Here is a 15908-nt window from a genome sequence, read left to right as displayed (position 1 = left end):
TTTTTAAGACAATAAAGTTTCTAAAAAATTTTTCAATTCTTGAAGTTTAAATTCTCTAGCTAATTGAGTAAGTTTTTTACTAAAACTACTTAGCTTAGGTTCATTTCTTGATAATGCTTCTGCTGTATCTATAATTGCTTTTATTTTACCCATTTTGGCTAAGTTATATAATACTTCTATTTCTGCTGCCGCTGGATATTCCATAGGAGCAGAGATTGTTGCTTCTGGAGTTTCATAAATCCATTCTAATGAGCATAATTTTCCTAACAATCCTAAAAATTTATCTATATCTATTGGTTTTTCTACAAAAGCATTGCAGCCAGCTTCTAAAGCTGTTTGTTGTTGTTTTTGAAATACATTGGCTGACATCATTATAATAATTGTATTATCAAATGCAGTTTGCAAACGTAATTGTCTGGTAGATTCTAATCCATCCATTATAGGCATATTCATATCCATTATAATCGCGTTTGGATGAAAATTATTGGCTTTTTCTAAAGCTTCTTGCCCATTATTAGCTTCTAATGTTTTGAATCCTAAACCCATTAATATTTGATTTAAAATAATGCGGTTATCCCAGATATCATCGACAATTAAGATTTTAAATTCACTATTTCTTGGTTTAAATCCTATAATTTTTGGCTGATCAACTTTTGCAATAGTAATATCTTCGCATGTTTCTAAAGCTATTTCAAACCAAAATTTACTACCAAAACCTAGTTTGCTGCTTACTTCTAATTTTCCACTCATCATTTCTATGAGTTTTTTAGTTATAGCTAATCCTAAACCGGTGCCTTCTATTTGTTTAGATTTTTTACCTACTTGTTTGAATGGTAGAAAAATATTTTCTAAATCATCAGCCGCTATTCCTTCGCCAGAGTCTTCTATTTCAAAGTAAAATCTAGTAGCTTGATGTTTTACTGTTAATTTTACTTGCCCTGTTTGAGTAAATTTTATCGCATTATTTAGTAAATTTAATAGAGCTTGTTTGAGTCGTTTTTCATCTGCATAAACGCAATTCGGTAATTCAGATGTTTCATTAACAAATGCAATGCCTTTTTGGGTTGCTCGCATTCTAAATAATAATGCAATTTCTGATAAAAAATTCGGCAAATGTAATTTATCTGGATTGATTTCTAATTTACCGGCTTCAATTTTAGATAAGTCTAAAATATCATTAATTAGGGTTAATAAATGTTCGCCACTGCGTTGAATAACATCTAAACCTTGTTTATTTTTAATCGTTTGTTCGCGTCTTAAAATTTGCACATAACCTAAAATTCCATTCAGCGGCGTGCGAAGCTCATGACTCATAGTAGCAAGAAATTGACTTTTAGCTTGGTTAGCTAATTCTGCCGCTTCTTTTTTAGTTTGTACTATAAATAAACCAAGAAAACTACCAATAATTACTATGCTATAAACTAAATAAGCCCACCATGTTTGCCACCAAGGTGGTGTAATAATTATTTTAATTGCAGCACCAGTTTGATTCCAAAGCCCATCATTGTTTGAGGCTTTGACTTTGAAGGTATATTTACCGGCATCTAAATTGGTATAAGTAGCAAAACGTCGTTTGCTATTGACGTAATTCCATGTTTTATCAAAACCTTGCATCATATAAGCATATTTATTTTTTTCTGAGGCTCGATAATTTAAAGCGGCAAATTTAATTGTAAATACTGATTGATCATAAGACAGAGTAACTTGCTTACCCATGTTGACTGAACTATTAAAGATTTGAAAATCAGTCAATACCACTGGTGGTATATATGGATTATCAACTAATTTATCTGGGTAAAAAGCATTAAAACCATTAACACCACCTAAAAATATTTCACCAGTTTTGCTTTTATAAGCGGCATCATTTAAAAATAAGTTATTTTGCAAACCATCAGCACTATTATAATTTCTGAATTTTTCGGTTTTAGGGTTAAATTTTGAAATGCCTTTATTGGTGCTTAACCATAAGTTACCTTGATTATCTTCTATAATATCAATTATATTGTTACTAACTAAACCATTTTTAGTGCGATAAACAGTAAAATTATTGTTTGTGGAATTTAACTTATTTAAACCATCATTAGTGCCTATCCAAATAATGCCATTACTATCTTCGTAAGTTCTATTAATGAAACCATTGCTTAAACCAGAATAATTAATGAAACTGTCAGTTTTAGGATTGAGTTTAGTTAAGCCATTTTCGGTTCCAATCCATACATTTTGATTGGAATCTACCATGACATTTGTCACCCAATTAGATATTAATTTTTTATTATAATGCTTAAAAGTTTCAGTGATAGGATCGAATTTATCAACTCCACCGCCATTCATTCCAATCCAAACATTGCCTTGCGAATCAAGATCAATGCTTAAAATAGAATCATTATTTAAGCCCTTGGATTTATTATAATGAACAAATTTTTCGGTTTTAGGATTAAATTTATTTAACCCACCTCCAGCAGTGCCAATCCAAAGCACACCATGTTTATCAGCACGCAGACTTCTAATTACATTATTGCTTAGACTATTTTTATAGTGAGTAAACTTATTGTTTTTTCTATCAAATTTATTTAAACCACCACCTTCTGTGCCTAACCAAAGAATTGCATTTTCATCTTCATAAATTGTCGAAACTTGTTTATCACTAAGACTATTTAAGCTTGTTGGGTTATGTTGATACAGAGCAAATCTATAATCACCGGGATCATATTTATTCAAGCCTTGATTTGTTGTCACCCATAAGGTTTTGGTTCTGTCTTCATTAATATTCCAGATTGTATTATCGCTAATACTATTTGTATCAGTATCACTTTCCTGAAAACGAATAAAGGTTTTATTAGTTTTATCAAACAAATTCAAACCGTTATAAGTACCAATCCATAATCTGCCACTGCTATCTTGATAAATCGACAAGATAGTATCTTCACTCAAATAATGAACAAACTTTTCAGTTTGAGGATCAAATTGATCTAAACCCTTTTCTGTACCTAACCAAAGTTTATCTTCACTATCCCAATATAGAGACCATAAAGAATTATTAGTTAAATCATAATGAATAAACTTCTCAGTTTTAGGATCAAATTTATTTAAACCACCACCATAAGTGCTAATCCAAAAGATACCGGTTTTATCTTGGTAAATGCGGGTGACACTATTATTGCTAATACTATGAGGATTTTTGGGATCATGTTTATAATGAGTAAAAGTCTCAGTTTTAGGATCAAACCTATTTAAACCAGCATCACCGGTTCCAATCCATAAAATACCAGCTTTATCCTCATAAATATTCCATATATTATCGTTACTTAAACTATTGAGATTATTTTTATCATGTTGATAACGAGTGAATTTTTGAGTAACAGGATCAAATTTATTAAAACCACCACCCCAAGTACCAACCCATAAAATACCATTACTATCTTCAAGCAGACTCCAAACATAGTTATTACTAATAGTATGTGAATTGTCAGAATCATGACTATAAATGGTAAATTCTGCACCATCATATTTGTTTAAGCCATTTTTGCTTCCAACCCATAAAAAACCTTGATGATCTTGTAATATTGGGCTTACAAAATTATCTGATAAACCATCATCAATAGTGAAATGTTTAAATTTAATAGCGTCAGCAAATACTGGTTGCAAACTGAAAAACCATAAAATTAAGATATTTTTAACTGAAATTTTCATATATTATGATAAGTACAATAATTATTCCAATGGGGGTTAGTGCGGTATATAATAACAGAATCTGAAATCAACCCTTGAGAATATTATTTAACTATGAATTATTTGGTAATGCATAATATAAGTTATTTACAAAAATTTGCAGAAAGTTTTTATTTGTCGGTATTATTGCAACTTGTTTTATATTACTTACTGATGTTACGCACCCCGATTCATGTTAATTTTATTAGTTGCCCCTGAAAGGGGCTGACATACTAGCCTAGGGCAACGCCCTAGGGTTTGATTTGTTTAATATTTTAGCCCTGAAAGGGCGGTATATAATTAATGCTTATCAATTAGATATTTTAATCATATTCAATCTGGTATTTTTGGATAATTTTAAGAAATTTTCAAAACTCATGTATTATGTATCGCCCTAAGAGGGCTAAAATTCTAGACAAATCAAACCCTAGGGCGTTGCCCTAGGCTAGTATGTCAGCCCCTAAGAGGGGCAACTGATAAAATTGACACGAATCTAGGTGCGTAACATCAGTTACTTAGTGTATTTATTGTTGCTGATGAAATATGGAAGTAATACCGGGAAGTGCTTCTAAAATGAAATTATTTAAAAATGTTGGGCTTACTCCGCTTCGCTCCGTGACTTCGTATCCTTTCGTCAGCTCAACCTACAGCCAGTGTATGGTGTATAAGCAAAGCGTCATACACCGGTTAGGTTTTGATGTAGTTTGGATCCAAACCTATCGCTTATACACTCTACAAGGCTATTTTTTGATATATATTTCTTTTGGTCTATTATAACAATCATCCCATGACCAGCTATTATAAGAGCATTTGTGGAATTCCCATTTTTCATAATTATATCCATATGTTTCATCTGATCCCCATGAAGTACAGTCAGGATATACTTGATTTCGATTATAGCACTCATAAACCACATCATTCGCTAAATCTTCAATCTCGAACCCTAACTCATTTGCCCATTGTGTAAGTGTCTTATGATTATTATTTATTTCAATGTTATTATACATGGGATCTACATAAACAGTGTATTGTCCTTTGACATAGAAATCTGAGTATCCTGCCTTACTTTTAGAAATACTAAAACTCAAAACCTCACTTTCATTACCAGCACTATCCTTCAAACTAATAGAAAAACTCTTATCCCCATCATCACCACTAGTATCAAGTGTAACCTTAACTTTACCACTTGAACCAATAGTTTTACCAGTATCAACTCTATTTACAAAAACAGTTGTTCCAATGTCTCCATTAACTTCAACTTCTACAGTGTCATCTATCGTTGTTGTTGGAGTTGTTGTTAAAGTTGGTTTTTGAGGTGGTTCATCAGGTTCTGGAATAACTGAACTTTCACAACTATCAGTTTTTGTCATATTATCAACATGAAAAATTGGATAATTTACATGCCTCTGTTTCATGTTGACATCTTTGTAATATATAACATCCCCTTCAATTCCATCACCAAATTTAGCAATCGTAGTAACTTCAAAACAAGGAATTTTTACTGATCTAGTTTTGTGATCATACAAAATATAGCCGCTAGTATTTTTTCCATCAAACATGTTTTTGAAATTGATACTCCAAGGAATCAATTCAAATACGAGCTTGGTTTTTTCCTGTAATTGAGCGTCAAATATTCCTTGATTATCAGTTTCTTTACCAGTGAATTCATCTATAAAAGGAACCAAAATATTTTCCAAAGATAGTGTTTTAGTTTTGGAATCATAAATGGCTTTTGAGGAAACCTCATCAGCCACAGCATTGCCGCTGAATACGGCAAATAAAAGCATAGTATTTATTAACTTAAATTTTGTCATAATTTTTATTGATGTTAATATTGAAAAACATAAGAAACAATATTTGAAATGGCCTGTTTGTGATAGTATGGGCCATTCATTGGAAATGATATAATCATTGAGTTTTAGACCTGTCAGGTCTGATAGTTTTAATACTGCTTAATTTGATTAGCAGTACCAATTCCATGTATCTGGCAAAATTCCAGTGCTTCTCCAAAACGGTTACGCAAAATTAAATTGAGTGTACGATCTTGTAAGCCCCGAAATTGCCCCTTTCAATCACATCAGTTTCACTCATTTTTATTAATCAGGATTGCCGATTTTTTCTGCTAAGGGATATTGCATGTTGTTTTTCCTTCAGGTGAAAAAGGGATTTTGATATATAATAACAGAATTTTAAATCAAGCCTTGAGAGTATTATTTATGAAATATTTTGCCCACGATAGCGCGATTATTGATGATGGAGCCAAAATTGGAGACGATACCCGTATTTGGCATTGGGTACATATTTGTGCTGGTGCTATAATTGGAAAACAGTGTTCATTAGGACAAAATGTTTTTATTGGTAATCAAGTCGTAATTGCTAATAATGTCAAAATTCAAAATAACGTTTCAGTCTATGATAATGTCATTATAGAAGATGATGTTTTTTGTGGACCCAGCATGGTATTTACCAATGTTTATAACCCCCGTTCAGCAGTATCACGTAAAGATGAATATAAAACTACACTAATTAAACGCGGAGCTACTTTAGGCGCAAATTGTACCATAGTATGTGGTAATAGCATTGGTCAATATGCTTTTATTGGAGCAGGTAGTGTAGTAACACATAATGTAGCAGATTTTGCCTTAATGGTTGGAGTGCCAGCGCGTCAAATAGCTTGGATGAGCCACTATGGTGAACGTTTAGATTTACCCCTAACTGCCGAAGAAACAGTAGAGGCAATTTGTCCACATACAAATGAAATTTATAGGCTGGAAAATGGGCTTGTTAGCCTAGTTTCCCATCAACCCTAGGTTTCATAAACATAGGGAAATATATAATTGTAAATATCAAAAAAGCAATTATCCAAAGCCCCTGTGATAGCCCAATCCAAAGTACATAGTTTTGTGCATCTAATAATGGCATAACTACTCTTAGTATGGCACTGAATAGCAAAATTCCAAGAGCATAACTTATAGCTTTAGGAGCTTTGCTAATGTCTCTGCCGGTATGCCCAAGTGTAACCCGAGACATCATGCTGATAGTAACTACCCCAACTCCACCAACAGCAAAAGCATGAATTGCAATAAATTTAGACACTCCAATAGCAAACAATAAAAATCCAAAACAGATAAACCAGAAAGATAAATATAAACTCCATAACAGACTTTTCTTCCAGATTCCCAAAGTATGCCAACCGATTAGCCTGATAGCATTCACCACAAATAAAGCTAAAGCCAAGTAAGAAGAAACTATTTGACTTCTCAAAAACAGTTCAGATATAGAAAAAGCAATAAAAAGCAATAGGATTGATATATCAAGCCAATTGGAATTAAATAATTTAACTTGATAACCAACACCATTCTGAATAAAAAAAGGTAAAATTCTTCTGCCTATAGTTAAAATCAAGCCAATGATCAAATATAAACCACCATAAATTCCCCAAAACACACCATTATCAAGCACATTTAATGCACCAAGATAAAATAAAATATTAAATATCATCAGCAATATCAGCTTAGACAAAATAGCAAGTTGCTTCCATTGCTTTACTTTTATAATCGGATAACTAACAGCAAAGACTAAGAAAACTAAAAACAGAACATCAAAAATTCCAGCAACAAATAAATACGATGTTCCAAAGATAAATAATAATCGTGCCGCTGCCCATAAACTAAAAAGCAATATCAGCGGCTTACCATAAATAGTTTGAACACCAGTCCAATTTTGAACAGCAGTCAATAAAAAACCGGCAATAACTGCTATACTATAACCATAAATCATTTCATGGCTATGCCACTGAAAGATAGAAATTGTCTGTATATTCAAAGGCAATTGAAAATGAAAAATTGCTGACCACATAAAAATCGATACTATCGAAAATATGCCAGCTCCCAGAAAAAAAATTCTAAAACCTAAATTAAATAAAGCCATGTGTTATATCTCCTATATTTTATATGGATGTTTTAGCTGTTTTTATTATCCAATTAAGAAAATTGAATAGTTTTTGTAAATTTTCGGTAGCCGAAATTGCAACGATCTCTCTGCTAAAAATATTTTGATTTAACTTAGCAAATTCCCAGAATTTTCCTGTAGAAACTATACCATATACATCTAAAGATTGACTTTCATTAACTATTTGTGCAGCAATCATTTCGGATAAAATTTGCGCCCAGCCTTCATTAAAATTTTCTTTCTTAGCTTCTGATATACAAACTATAGGTTTTTCAAAAGTAGTACCAATATCAGAAGTTGGTGCAATGATAAAATCAGGAACACCCATCAAACCATCTTTTTCAGAAACATCAAATCTGACATGTGACCATAGTGGAATATCATTTTCTTTTGCAACAATACTTAATATTGGAGCAATAATATTTTCACAAATTGAATTTTCTGAAACATAACTACGCCTAGATTTTACATTATCATCTATAAAAGTAAATATACTTTGATTGACATTAATAGGTTCTTCTTTTACAAAGTTTTCCTCTTTAGATTTTATCTTAAACTTTGTGGCGACTTCTTCATAGTTTGAATAATTGCCATACGACATAATAACTTACCTAGTTTATCAAAACAATCATAATTATATTCTAAATGATTGTAAAAATGTGAGATTAACGATAAAATATACTAATGATAAAATATTTGAAGCATCATTATTATCATTTTTAGATAAGACTGCCGCTAAATATGACATTGAACTATCTGATATATTTATTAAGGATAAATTTGGAGAATTAATTGAAAAAATATCAGAAAAAACTCAGAAAAAAGTTGTGGTTTTAATAGATGAATATGATAAACCAATTGTTGAGCATATTGATGATATAGAAAAAGCGACAAAAAATCGTGAAATCATGCGATATTTTTTTGGTATTTTGAAATTTTCTGAATTAAACAATGTAAGAGATATTACCTTTTCAAGACAATTTGCCACACTATTAGGATATACACAAACCGAATTAGAAACTTATTTTGAGTCTTATATCCAAAATCTTGGCACTGTTTTAGAAATCAAAAAACCAGAACAATTCAATATATATTGAATTATCCTAATTTTGAAGTCAAACAAGCTTTTATGACTTTTCTTAGTTTTACTAAAAATGATTTAGGAGATATTCAACCAGCGGCGGAAGATTTACGTGATTATTTAGAAAATGATGATATTGAAGGTTTTATAAATATAATCCGTGCCTTGTTTGCCAAAATTTCAGGCAAGAAAAACGTAAGTGTGTTTATCTTGGTATTGGGGTTTTAGGGAAAGAAATTGGTTATAAAATTGAACATTAAAATTAGATTATGAATAAAAAAAATCAAACTTGGTTTATTACCGGCACCGATACAGGTATTGGCAAAACATGGTGTAGTGTAGCATTCATAAAACAATTAAAACAGCAAGGTTTACGAGTGGCTGGTATGAAACCTATTGCTAGCGGTAAAAATTCTGACGCTGAACAAATTTTAGCTGCTAGTGGTTTAGATCTTCCCTATGATTTAATAAATCCTTATGCCTTTGAACCAGCCATTGCACCTCATATTGCCGCCCAACAACTTGGGCAAACTATTGAATTAAAAGTTCTTATTGAGAAATATAAACAACTAGCTGCATTAGCAGATGCAGTAGTAATTGAAGGAGCTGGTGGCTGGCGTGTACCAATTAATGCCAGCCAAAGCTTTAAAGATATGGTATTAGCAATTAATGCTAAAGTGATTTTAGTAGTCGGCTTACGTTTAGGCTGTATTAATCACGCCCTCTTAACAGCCGAAGCTATACAACGAGATGGCTGCACATTAGCCGCTTGGATAGCCAATCCCATTGATCCAGAATTTGACGGAAAAGCCTCTATTGAAACAATATCTTCCTATTTAGGAAAACCATTAACATTAGACTTAATTTCTCGATAAAGCTTGAGCGCGACTACGCGCTTCAGCCGTACATGTATCATTTCCCATGCCTTCACATGCTTGAGTTATTAAAACCCAATTTCTCATACGTAATTCCTTATGTCCCCCATCATTTCCTGCCAAGGAATTAGATTTTTTTGCTAAATTAGCAGCACGATTCCAATCCTCCTGTGTTAAACGCACACCAGCTAAATTATGCCATAAATAAACATTATGGGGTTTTATACGTAAAGCGCGTTCTAATAAAGCCGCTGATTGTTCTAATTGATCATTTTCAAAATAAGTTTTTGCATCCATAATTAAAGACACAACCGCTGATCTTGAATCAGCCATTGTAGCTAATGATGTAAATAAAAATAATAATAATATTAGAAATTTTGTTTTTAACATATTGTTTTATCTATTAAATTTAATTAGTTTTATATGGTATATTAATACCATTAATAGTGCGCCATCTTATACCACTAGGTTCTATAGGTTTTACTGCTTGTGGATTAATAGCACGTATAAAATTTCTCCAAACCACCATAGCACCAGAACCACCACTTAAACCCATTGGTTTATTATCATCACGCCCAACCCATGTCACTGTTGAAAATTCACTGCCAAAACCAGCAAACCAACTATCACGTAAATCATTACTAGTACCAGTTTTACCTGCAAACACCATATGTTTTGGCAAAGTTTTAGATATTTTACGCCCGGTTCCATTTCTCACAGCTTGTTGCATAGCAAAATTTAGTAAAAAAATCGCAGCAGGATCAAAACGCTTTTCCATCGACAAAGCATAACGTTGCAAAGGTTTACCTTCATGAGTTAAAACATCACGAATTGCATGTACAGGCACATGAAAACCACCACTAGCTATGGTTTGATATAATTGAGCCACCTCCAAAGGAGTTAAAGACAAACTACCTAACAACATAGATGGATATATACGTTTTAGTTCACGTGTCAGCCCTAAGCGTATTAAGGTTTTATGAAAAGTTTCTAAACCTAATTTTCTACCCAAACGCACAGTAGCTAAATTATAAGAATTAGCTAAAGCGCGATATAAGTAAACCGAACCATGTGAACGATGATCATAATTTTGCGGTTTCCAAACTGTACCACTATAACGATCAACCCATTTATATGGATAGTCACTAATCCTAGAAGTTAAAGAATAAGAACCACGTTCTAAAGCAGCTAAATAAACCGCCACTTTAACTAAGGAACCAATTTGACGCTTGGCATTCAAAGGGCGATTAAAACCATCATATTTTGGTTTTTTACCATTTATAAATGCAACAACTTCACCATTGTCACAACGAGTTACTACCATAGCTCCTTCTATATTGCGAGATTTACGACGTTTTCTCGATAATTTTTTTAAAGAATTCATCATAGTTTGTTCACCTTTCTTTTGCAAAAAAGGATCTAAAGTAGTGATAATTCTTAATCCATCAGATAAATCTAAAACTTGCTTTTTACCATCTGCACGTAAATCCTCTTTACGATAATCTGTATGTAATTGACTACGCACTAAACCCATAAAGGCAGGATAAGGAAATTTACTTTCAGCAGTACTTTTTTCAATATCAAAACGTGTCTTTTTAGCCCGTCGTGCTTCCATTGGGCTAATTTTTCCTAGCTTGCTCATAGTATCTAAAACCAAATTACGCCGAGCTAAAGCTCGTTTAGGATGCCGACGTGGATTATACATTGATGCACCACGTATCAAACTAACAAGCAAAGCTACTTGATGCAATTTTAATTCTTCTAATGGGCGATTAAAATAAAATCGTGCTGCCATACCAACGCCATGAATGGCACGATTACCATCTTGCCCTAAAAACACCTCATTAAAATAAGCTTCCAAAATTTGATTTTTACTATAATGCCATTCCAATAATAATGCCATAATAGCTTCATTAAATTTACGCTTCAATGTACGCTCTGAAGTTAAATATAAATTTTTCACTAACTGTTGGGTAATTGTACTACCACCTTGTATTTGCCCACCCTTCAGATTAGTAATAATCGCACGTGCAATACCTCGTATGCTAATACCCATATGATTATAAAAATGACGATCTTCCATAGCAATCAAAGCATTAATCAATGATTGAGGTATATTTTGTAAACGAACTACAATACGATCCTCATTATGAGTAGGATATATTTTACCAATTAGCTTAGGAGGCAAACGCAGTAAAGCCACCTTACGAGTAGGTTCTAATTCGGTTATAGATTGAACTTCATTACCTGAAAAACTAATTTTTACTAAACGTGAAGGATCAGTTGCTTCCCAAAATTTAAAGGCACGAGTTTTAATTTGAACTATATTATTGTTTCTAGTATTATATTTACCCGGTGAATTAGTAGAACCTTTTCGATAACCTAGTGCTTGTAACTCCTCCTTCAAGGCTTGAGTTGTTAAACGCATACCAGTATAAATTTCTAAAGGGCGAGCGTAAACACGCGCTGGCAAAGACCAACGTTTACCTTCAAATTGTTTACGAACTTTAATATCTAATGATATTACATGATAACTAAGGATTATAAATCCAATAATTAATATTAACCATCGTAATTTAAAAGGAAAACCCGATTTTTTTCTAGGATTAGGACGTTTTTTTGGTGTAGAATAAGATGTTCGACGACGACGCTGTGGCGGTGGGCGACGGCGAATTGGTCGTCTGGTATTACGTGTGCTGCGTATCATTACTTAATGTTACTCGGTTTATTGTTTATATTTTGATTATATCAAAACTAAGGCGTAAATTATGTCTGAAGACCAACTTACTAAATATCAACAACGATACTTAGCTCTTGAAGAATTATTAGAGTTTGCGGTAGAAAGTGGCAAATTAGAACCTCCTGAACTTGCTGTTGAAGTAAAACAACTCAAACAAATATTATTTTATACGCCAATTGAGGATTTAAATACTGAAGAAATTTGTCAAGCTGAAGCTAAGTTAGAGCAATACTATACTAAGATAGCACAATTAATTAGTCCTGTATCATTATTAACTTTACGTGCTACAAATGAAAATTATAAAATAGCTAGACCGTGGTGGAAAACCATATTTCTTGGTTCTGGCTCAGTTGGGCGTAACTTTTTTCGACAACTATTTTGGGTTGCAATAGTATTGATCAGTATAATGTTTTTACGACAATATATGACTCTTGGTGAAGAATCTAAACATTCAGAATTTCTAAAATTTATTGATCCGTTTTTATATGGTGCGCTAGGTGCGTTAATTTATTTATATAAATCATTAACGGAACGTTATATAAATCGTACATTACATCCAAAAGAGTTATATACCCAATGGTTACGCTTATTTATGGGCGCATTAGTTGGTGGATTATTGGTAAATTTATTAGACATTATTCCTAATAATGATGTTGTAAATAATGCTGTTTCTGCAATGGTAGTTGGATTTTTAGCTGGTTATAGTGTGGAATTTTTCTATAATACTTTAGATAAAGCAATTAATGCTATTACTCCATATACCACAGTTATACAGCCAACTGCTAATATGACTCCACAACAAATACAAATTGATAACTTAACAAAACGCCTCATGGAAATGAACAATGAGGCTGATAAAGAAACTATTCGACGATTGTTGGAAAAATTAATTTAACTATAAACCTGACAGGTTTTAAAAACCTGTCAGGTTTGGTCGCACTATTTATTTCAATTGAACTGATAATAGTCTATTATTACGTTGTACCTGTAGTGAACGTGGGTTAATGTATTTAAACATTCTTTTTAATTCAGATATTTGTTTGAGTTTTCTGCCATTAAAACCTGATATAAAATCACCTTTCAGAAAGCCAATTTTCCCAGCAGTGGTATTTTTAGTGACTTTTACTACCTTTATGCCTTTTGATGTATCTTTTAAAGATAAACCTTGTAAATAATTACTAATAGCTCTACCTTTAATTCTATTATCTGCAATTACTGCGGTGAAATTATAAGTACGTCTTTTACGTATAACTCTTATTCTCACTCTTTCTCCAATGCTTAATAAACCAATACGATTTCTAATATCAGCAGCTGATTTTACCGGTTTATTATTAATTGCTATGATTACATCACTGGAACGTAAACCGGCTTTACTTGCAGCGGAACCGGGTAGAACTTTAGCTATCACACCACCCTTTTTACCCTGTACTCCAAATGCACGTGCTAATTGTGGATTTAATTGTTGTATGTGTATGCCTAAGCTACCTCGTCTTACTTCACCATATCTAACTAAATGCTTTACAACTTGGCTTACCATATTGCTGGGTATGGCAAAGCCAATTCCTACACTATTACCATTTGGTGCTAAAATTGCTGTATTAATACCAACTAATTTACCTCTTAAATCTACTAATGCACCACCTGAGTTGCCGGGATTAATTGAGGCATCTGTTTGAATAAAATCTTCATAACCCTCAATACCTAAGCCGGTACGCCCTAAAGCACTGACAATTCCAGAAGTTACAGTTTGCCCTAAACCAAAAGGATTACCAATCGCAACTACAAAATCACCAACCTCTAATCGATCTGAATTAGCTAATGGTATAGCAGTTAAGTTTTGTGCTGGAATTTTTAATAAGGCAACATCAGTTTCAGGATCAGCTCCAATTAGTTTCGCAGTATATTTACGACCATCACGCAAGGTTACAGCTATTTTAGTTGCTTTTGCAATAACATGATTATTTGTTAATACATAACCTTTGCGTGCATTAATAATAACTCCAGAACCACGACTCTGTTCTTTCTTTTCCTTTACATCAGGTAAATCAAAAAAATGGCGGAAAAAAGGATCATTAAATAAAGGGCTGCTAACACGACTACGACTGCTTGATGATATATTGACGACTGCCGGTGTAACGGTTCTTAACATTGGTGCAAGGCTAGGTACACCCATTGGTAATTGAGCAAATGCAAATTGCCCAGTTATTAGTAGCAATAAAGAGATTAAATAGGAATTTATTTTATACATAGTTCATAATTTGAGTAGTAGATACTTTAATTATAAATTTAAATAGTAAAAATTTCAATATAATCTTATGTTACTACCATGCCCGGTAAGGCTGTTTAATTACAATTCCTCAATTCTCTCAGCCACAGCAATTACATGTTGCAAACAAAAATCACTAGCCTCATCAGTAAAACCACCCAAAGATAAATAAGACGCTAAAACAATAGTGTCAGGAAAAAGAGTTTTATAAACATCAACTTTTTCTTGAAAGTCTTCAATCTGATTTAAACCGATTTTGGTCTTAGTTTTTTTAACTTCCACCAGAACCAAGGTGCCACATGAAGATTCAGCTACAATATCAAGTTCCATATTTTTGCCATCTTCACGCTGAATATGAACTCTTTCTTTAACTTTTTGGTTTTCCTTCTTTAATTCAGCAATTTGATCAGCAAACTCTTGTTTAAAATTAGGTGCAAATCCGTAGATTTATTTTCCAAAAAACTTTAGCCTCGAAAGTAATATTAAATAGCCCTAGTAATCAAATCAGCTTCTTTTAAATCTATGTGTGTTTATGAATTTCATTCACTTCTAAATTCAAACCTAACTTGTCTTTCAAGTCTTTGGGTGTAAAATATTTTTCATTATTTTTACTCAAAAATAATAAAATATTTTTAGCATTTTTATCATTAACTTCATTGACAGTATGATGAATATATTCTCCCCAAGTTAAGTACATTTCAGAATTTTATTCTGAAATTTCATAATCAACTGTATCTGCTACTCCTTTTGAGGTGGTTAAATCTTTATCTTCATAACTACTGATTATTACGCAAGAGATAAAGAATGGATCAGCCATACACAATTTATTAATTTGCATAGCAGTGTCATTAGTAATCGGCTCTTCATAAAATGAAGCATATTTATAGACTGCTTCCAAACCTTCATCTTCAGTTAAATAAGGAGAAAAACGTATTTGACTTAGTCTTCCAGCTTCTAAATATTGACTAATAACCTTTAATAGCCAACCAGCATAGGAACCAGTTACTAGCATTGGAGCTATTTTTGACTCAGCAAGAGAATGATAACTACCGGCTAGAGTTTCATCTGGTTCTTCTTTACATTTTTCATCTCGATATATATATTTAGTAATATTTTGAAATTCATCTAAAATTACTAAAATTCGTTGATCATACAAATCCGCAAAGCGATGTGGTGCATGACAGGCAGTATCCCACATTAAATCGTGACTTCCTTCTATTCCTTTATTTTGAAGCAGAAAGTCAACATCATCAACTAGAGCTGTAATTGATTCTTTTACGCCAAATT

15 protein-coding genes are annotated in these 15908 nt (G+C 32.5%); 5 read left to right on the top strand and 10 right to left on the bottom strand.

Translation table 11 applies throughout. From position 1 onward, the window contains the following. Positions 1-3: 3 nt before the first annotated feature. Both BHU68_RS10930 and BHU68_RS10925 read right to left on the bottom strand, forming a co-directional pair. Positions 4-3690: a hybrid sensor histidine kinase/response regulator gene (locus BHU68_RS10930; RefSeq protein ID WP_069470794.1), complete on the bottom strand. Its 3687-nt coding sequence runs from the start codon at positions 3688-3690 to the stop codon at positions 4-6. A 758-nt stretch (positions 3691-4448) separates the two neighbouring features. Beyond that, on the bottom strand, positions 4449-5522 hold the full coding sequence (locus BHU68_RS10925; protein WP_069472945.1) for a hypothetical protein: 1074 nt from the start codon (positions 5520-5522) through the stop codon (positions 4449-4451). 402 nt (positions 5523-5924) lie between these two features. Here BHU68_RS10925 and BHU68_RS10920 point away from each other — a divergent pair, with 402 nt between their 5' ends. After that, positions 5925-6518, top strand: coding sequence for an acyltransferase (locus tag BHU68_RS10920; RefSeq protein ID WP_069470831.1), 594 nt, complete (start codon positions 5925-5927; stop codon positions 6516-6518). On the opposite strand, the gene BHU68_RS10915 is transcribed toward BHU68_RS10920, so the two are convergent. Next, a complete protein-coding gene (locus BHU68_RS10915) occupies positions 6493-7638 on the bottom strand; it encodes an NnrS family protein (RefSeq protein ID WP_069470796.1) in 1146 nt (381 codons plus the stop codon). The two genes, BHU68_RS10920 and BHU68_RS10915, sit on opposite strands and share 26 nt — an antisense overlap. Positions 7639-7657: 19 nt before the next feature. Beyond that, a complete protein-coding gene (locus tag BHU68_RS10910) occupies positions 7658-8260 on the bottom strand; it encodes a hypothetical protein (protein ID WP_069470797.1) in 603 nt (200 codons plus the stop codon). A 58-nt stretch (positions 8261-8318) separates the two neighbouring features. Here BHU68_RS10910 and BHU68_RS10905 point away from each other — a divergent pair, with 58 nt between their 5' ends. The 3 genes from BHU68_RS10905 to bioD are packed head-to-tail and all read left to right on the top strand — an operon-like array spanning position 8319 to position 9615. Further along, entirely contained in the window at positions 8319-8756 is a 438-nt protein-coding gene (locus BHU68_RS10905) for an AAA family ATPase (RefSeq protein ID WP_069470798.1), read from the top strand. Beyond that, entirely contained in the window at positions 8753-8968 is a 216-nt protein-coding gene (locus BHU68_RS10900; RefSeq protein ID WP_069470799.1) for a hypothetical protein, read from the top strand. Before BHU68_RS10905 ends, BHU68_RS10900 begins: the two co-directional genes overlap by 4 nt. 41 nt (positions 8969-9009) lie before the next feature. Continuing rightward, entirely contained in the window at positions 9010-9615 is a 606-nt protein-coding gene (bioD, locus tag BHU68_RS10895) for a dethiobiotin synthase (RefSeq protein WP_069470800.1), read from the top strand. On the opposite strand, the gene BHU68_RS10890 is transcribed toward bioD, so the two are convergent. Both BHU68_RS10890 and mrcB read right to left on the bottom strand, forming a co-directional pair. Then, positions 9601-10005, bottom strand: a complete 405-nt coding sequence (locus BHU68_RS10890) for a tetratricopeptide repeat protein (protein WP_069470801.1) — start codon at positions 10003-10005, stop codon at positions 9601-9603. The two genes, bioD and BHU68_RS10890, sit on opposite strands and share 15 nt — an antisense overlap. A gap of 19 nt (positions 10006-10024) precedes the next feature. Continuing rightward, the gene (gene mrcB / locus BHU68_RS10885) at positions 10025-12322 is read right to left on the bottom strand and encodes a penicillin-binding protein 1B (RefSeq protein ID WP_069470802.1); all 2298 of its coding nucleotides are present in this window, start codon (positions 12320-12322) and stop codon (positions 10025-10027) included. A 61-nt stretch (positions 12323-12383) separates the two neighbouring features. Between mrcB and BHU68_RS10880 the strand changes: the two genes are divergently transcribed. Next, complete coding sequence (locus BHU68_RS10880) at positions 12384-13250, top strand: hypothetical protein (protein ID WP_069470803.1); 867 nt, start codon at positions 12384-12386, stop codon at positions 13248-13250. Between the two features lie 48 nt (positions 13251-13298). Here BHU68_RS10880 and BHU68_RS10875 read toward each other — a convergent pair whose 3' ends face one another. The 4 genes from BHU68_RS10875 to BHU68_RS17300 all read right to left on the bottom strand — a co-directional run. Next, a complete protein-coding gene (locus BHU68_RS10875; RefSeq protein WP_069470804.1) occupies positions 13299-14603 on the bottom strand; it encodes a Do family serine endopeptidase in 1305 nt (434 codons plus the stop codon). A 99-nt stretch (positions 14604-14702) separates the two neighbouring features. Next, on the bottom strand, positions 14703-14951 hold the full coding sequence (locus BHU68_RS10870) for a hypothetical protein (protein ID WP_069470805.1): 249 nt from the start codon (positions 14949-14951) through the stop codon (positions 14703-14705). A 190-nt stretch (positions 14952-15141) separates the two neighbouring features. Continuing rightward, entirely contained in the window at positions 15142-15318 is a 177-nt protein-coding gene (locus tag BHU68_RS17305; protein WP_171899629.1) for a hypothetical protein, read from the bottom strand. A 9-nt stretch (positions 15319-15327) separates the two neighbouring features. Further along, positions 15328-15908 (bottom strand): hypothetical protein (locus BHU68_RS17300; RefSeq protein ID WP_171900397.1); only part of this gene is annotated, 581 nt, incomplete at its 5' end.

This window comes from Candidatus Marithrix sp. Canyon 246 (genome assembly GCF_001723685.1).
Classification (GTDB): Bacteria; Pseudomonadota; Gammaproteobacteria; order Beggiatoales; family Beggiatoaceae; genus Marithrix.
Note: the sequence above shows the minus strand (reverse complement) of the source record. Positions and strands in the feature narration are given on the sequence as shown.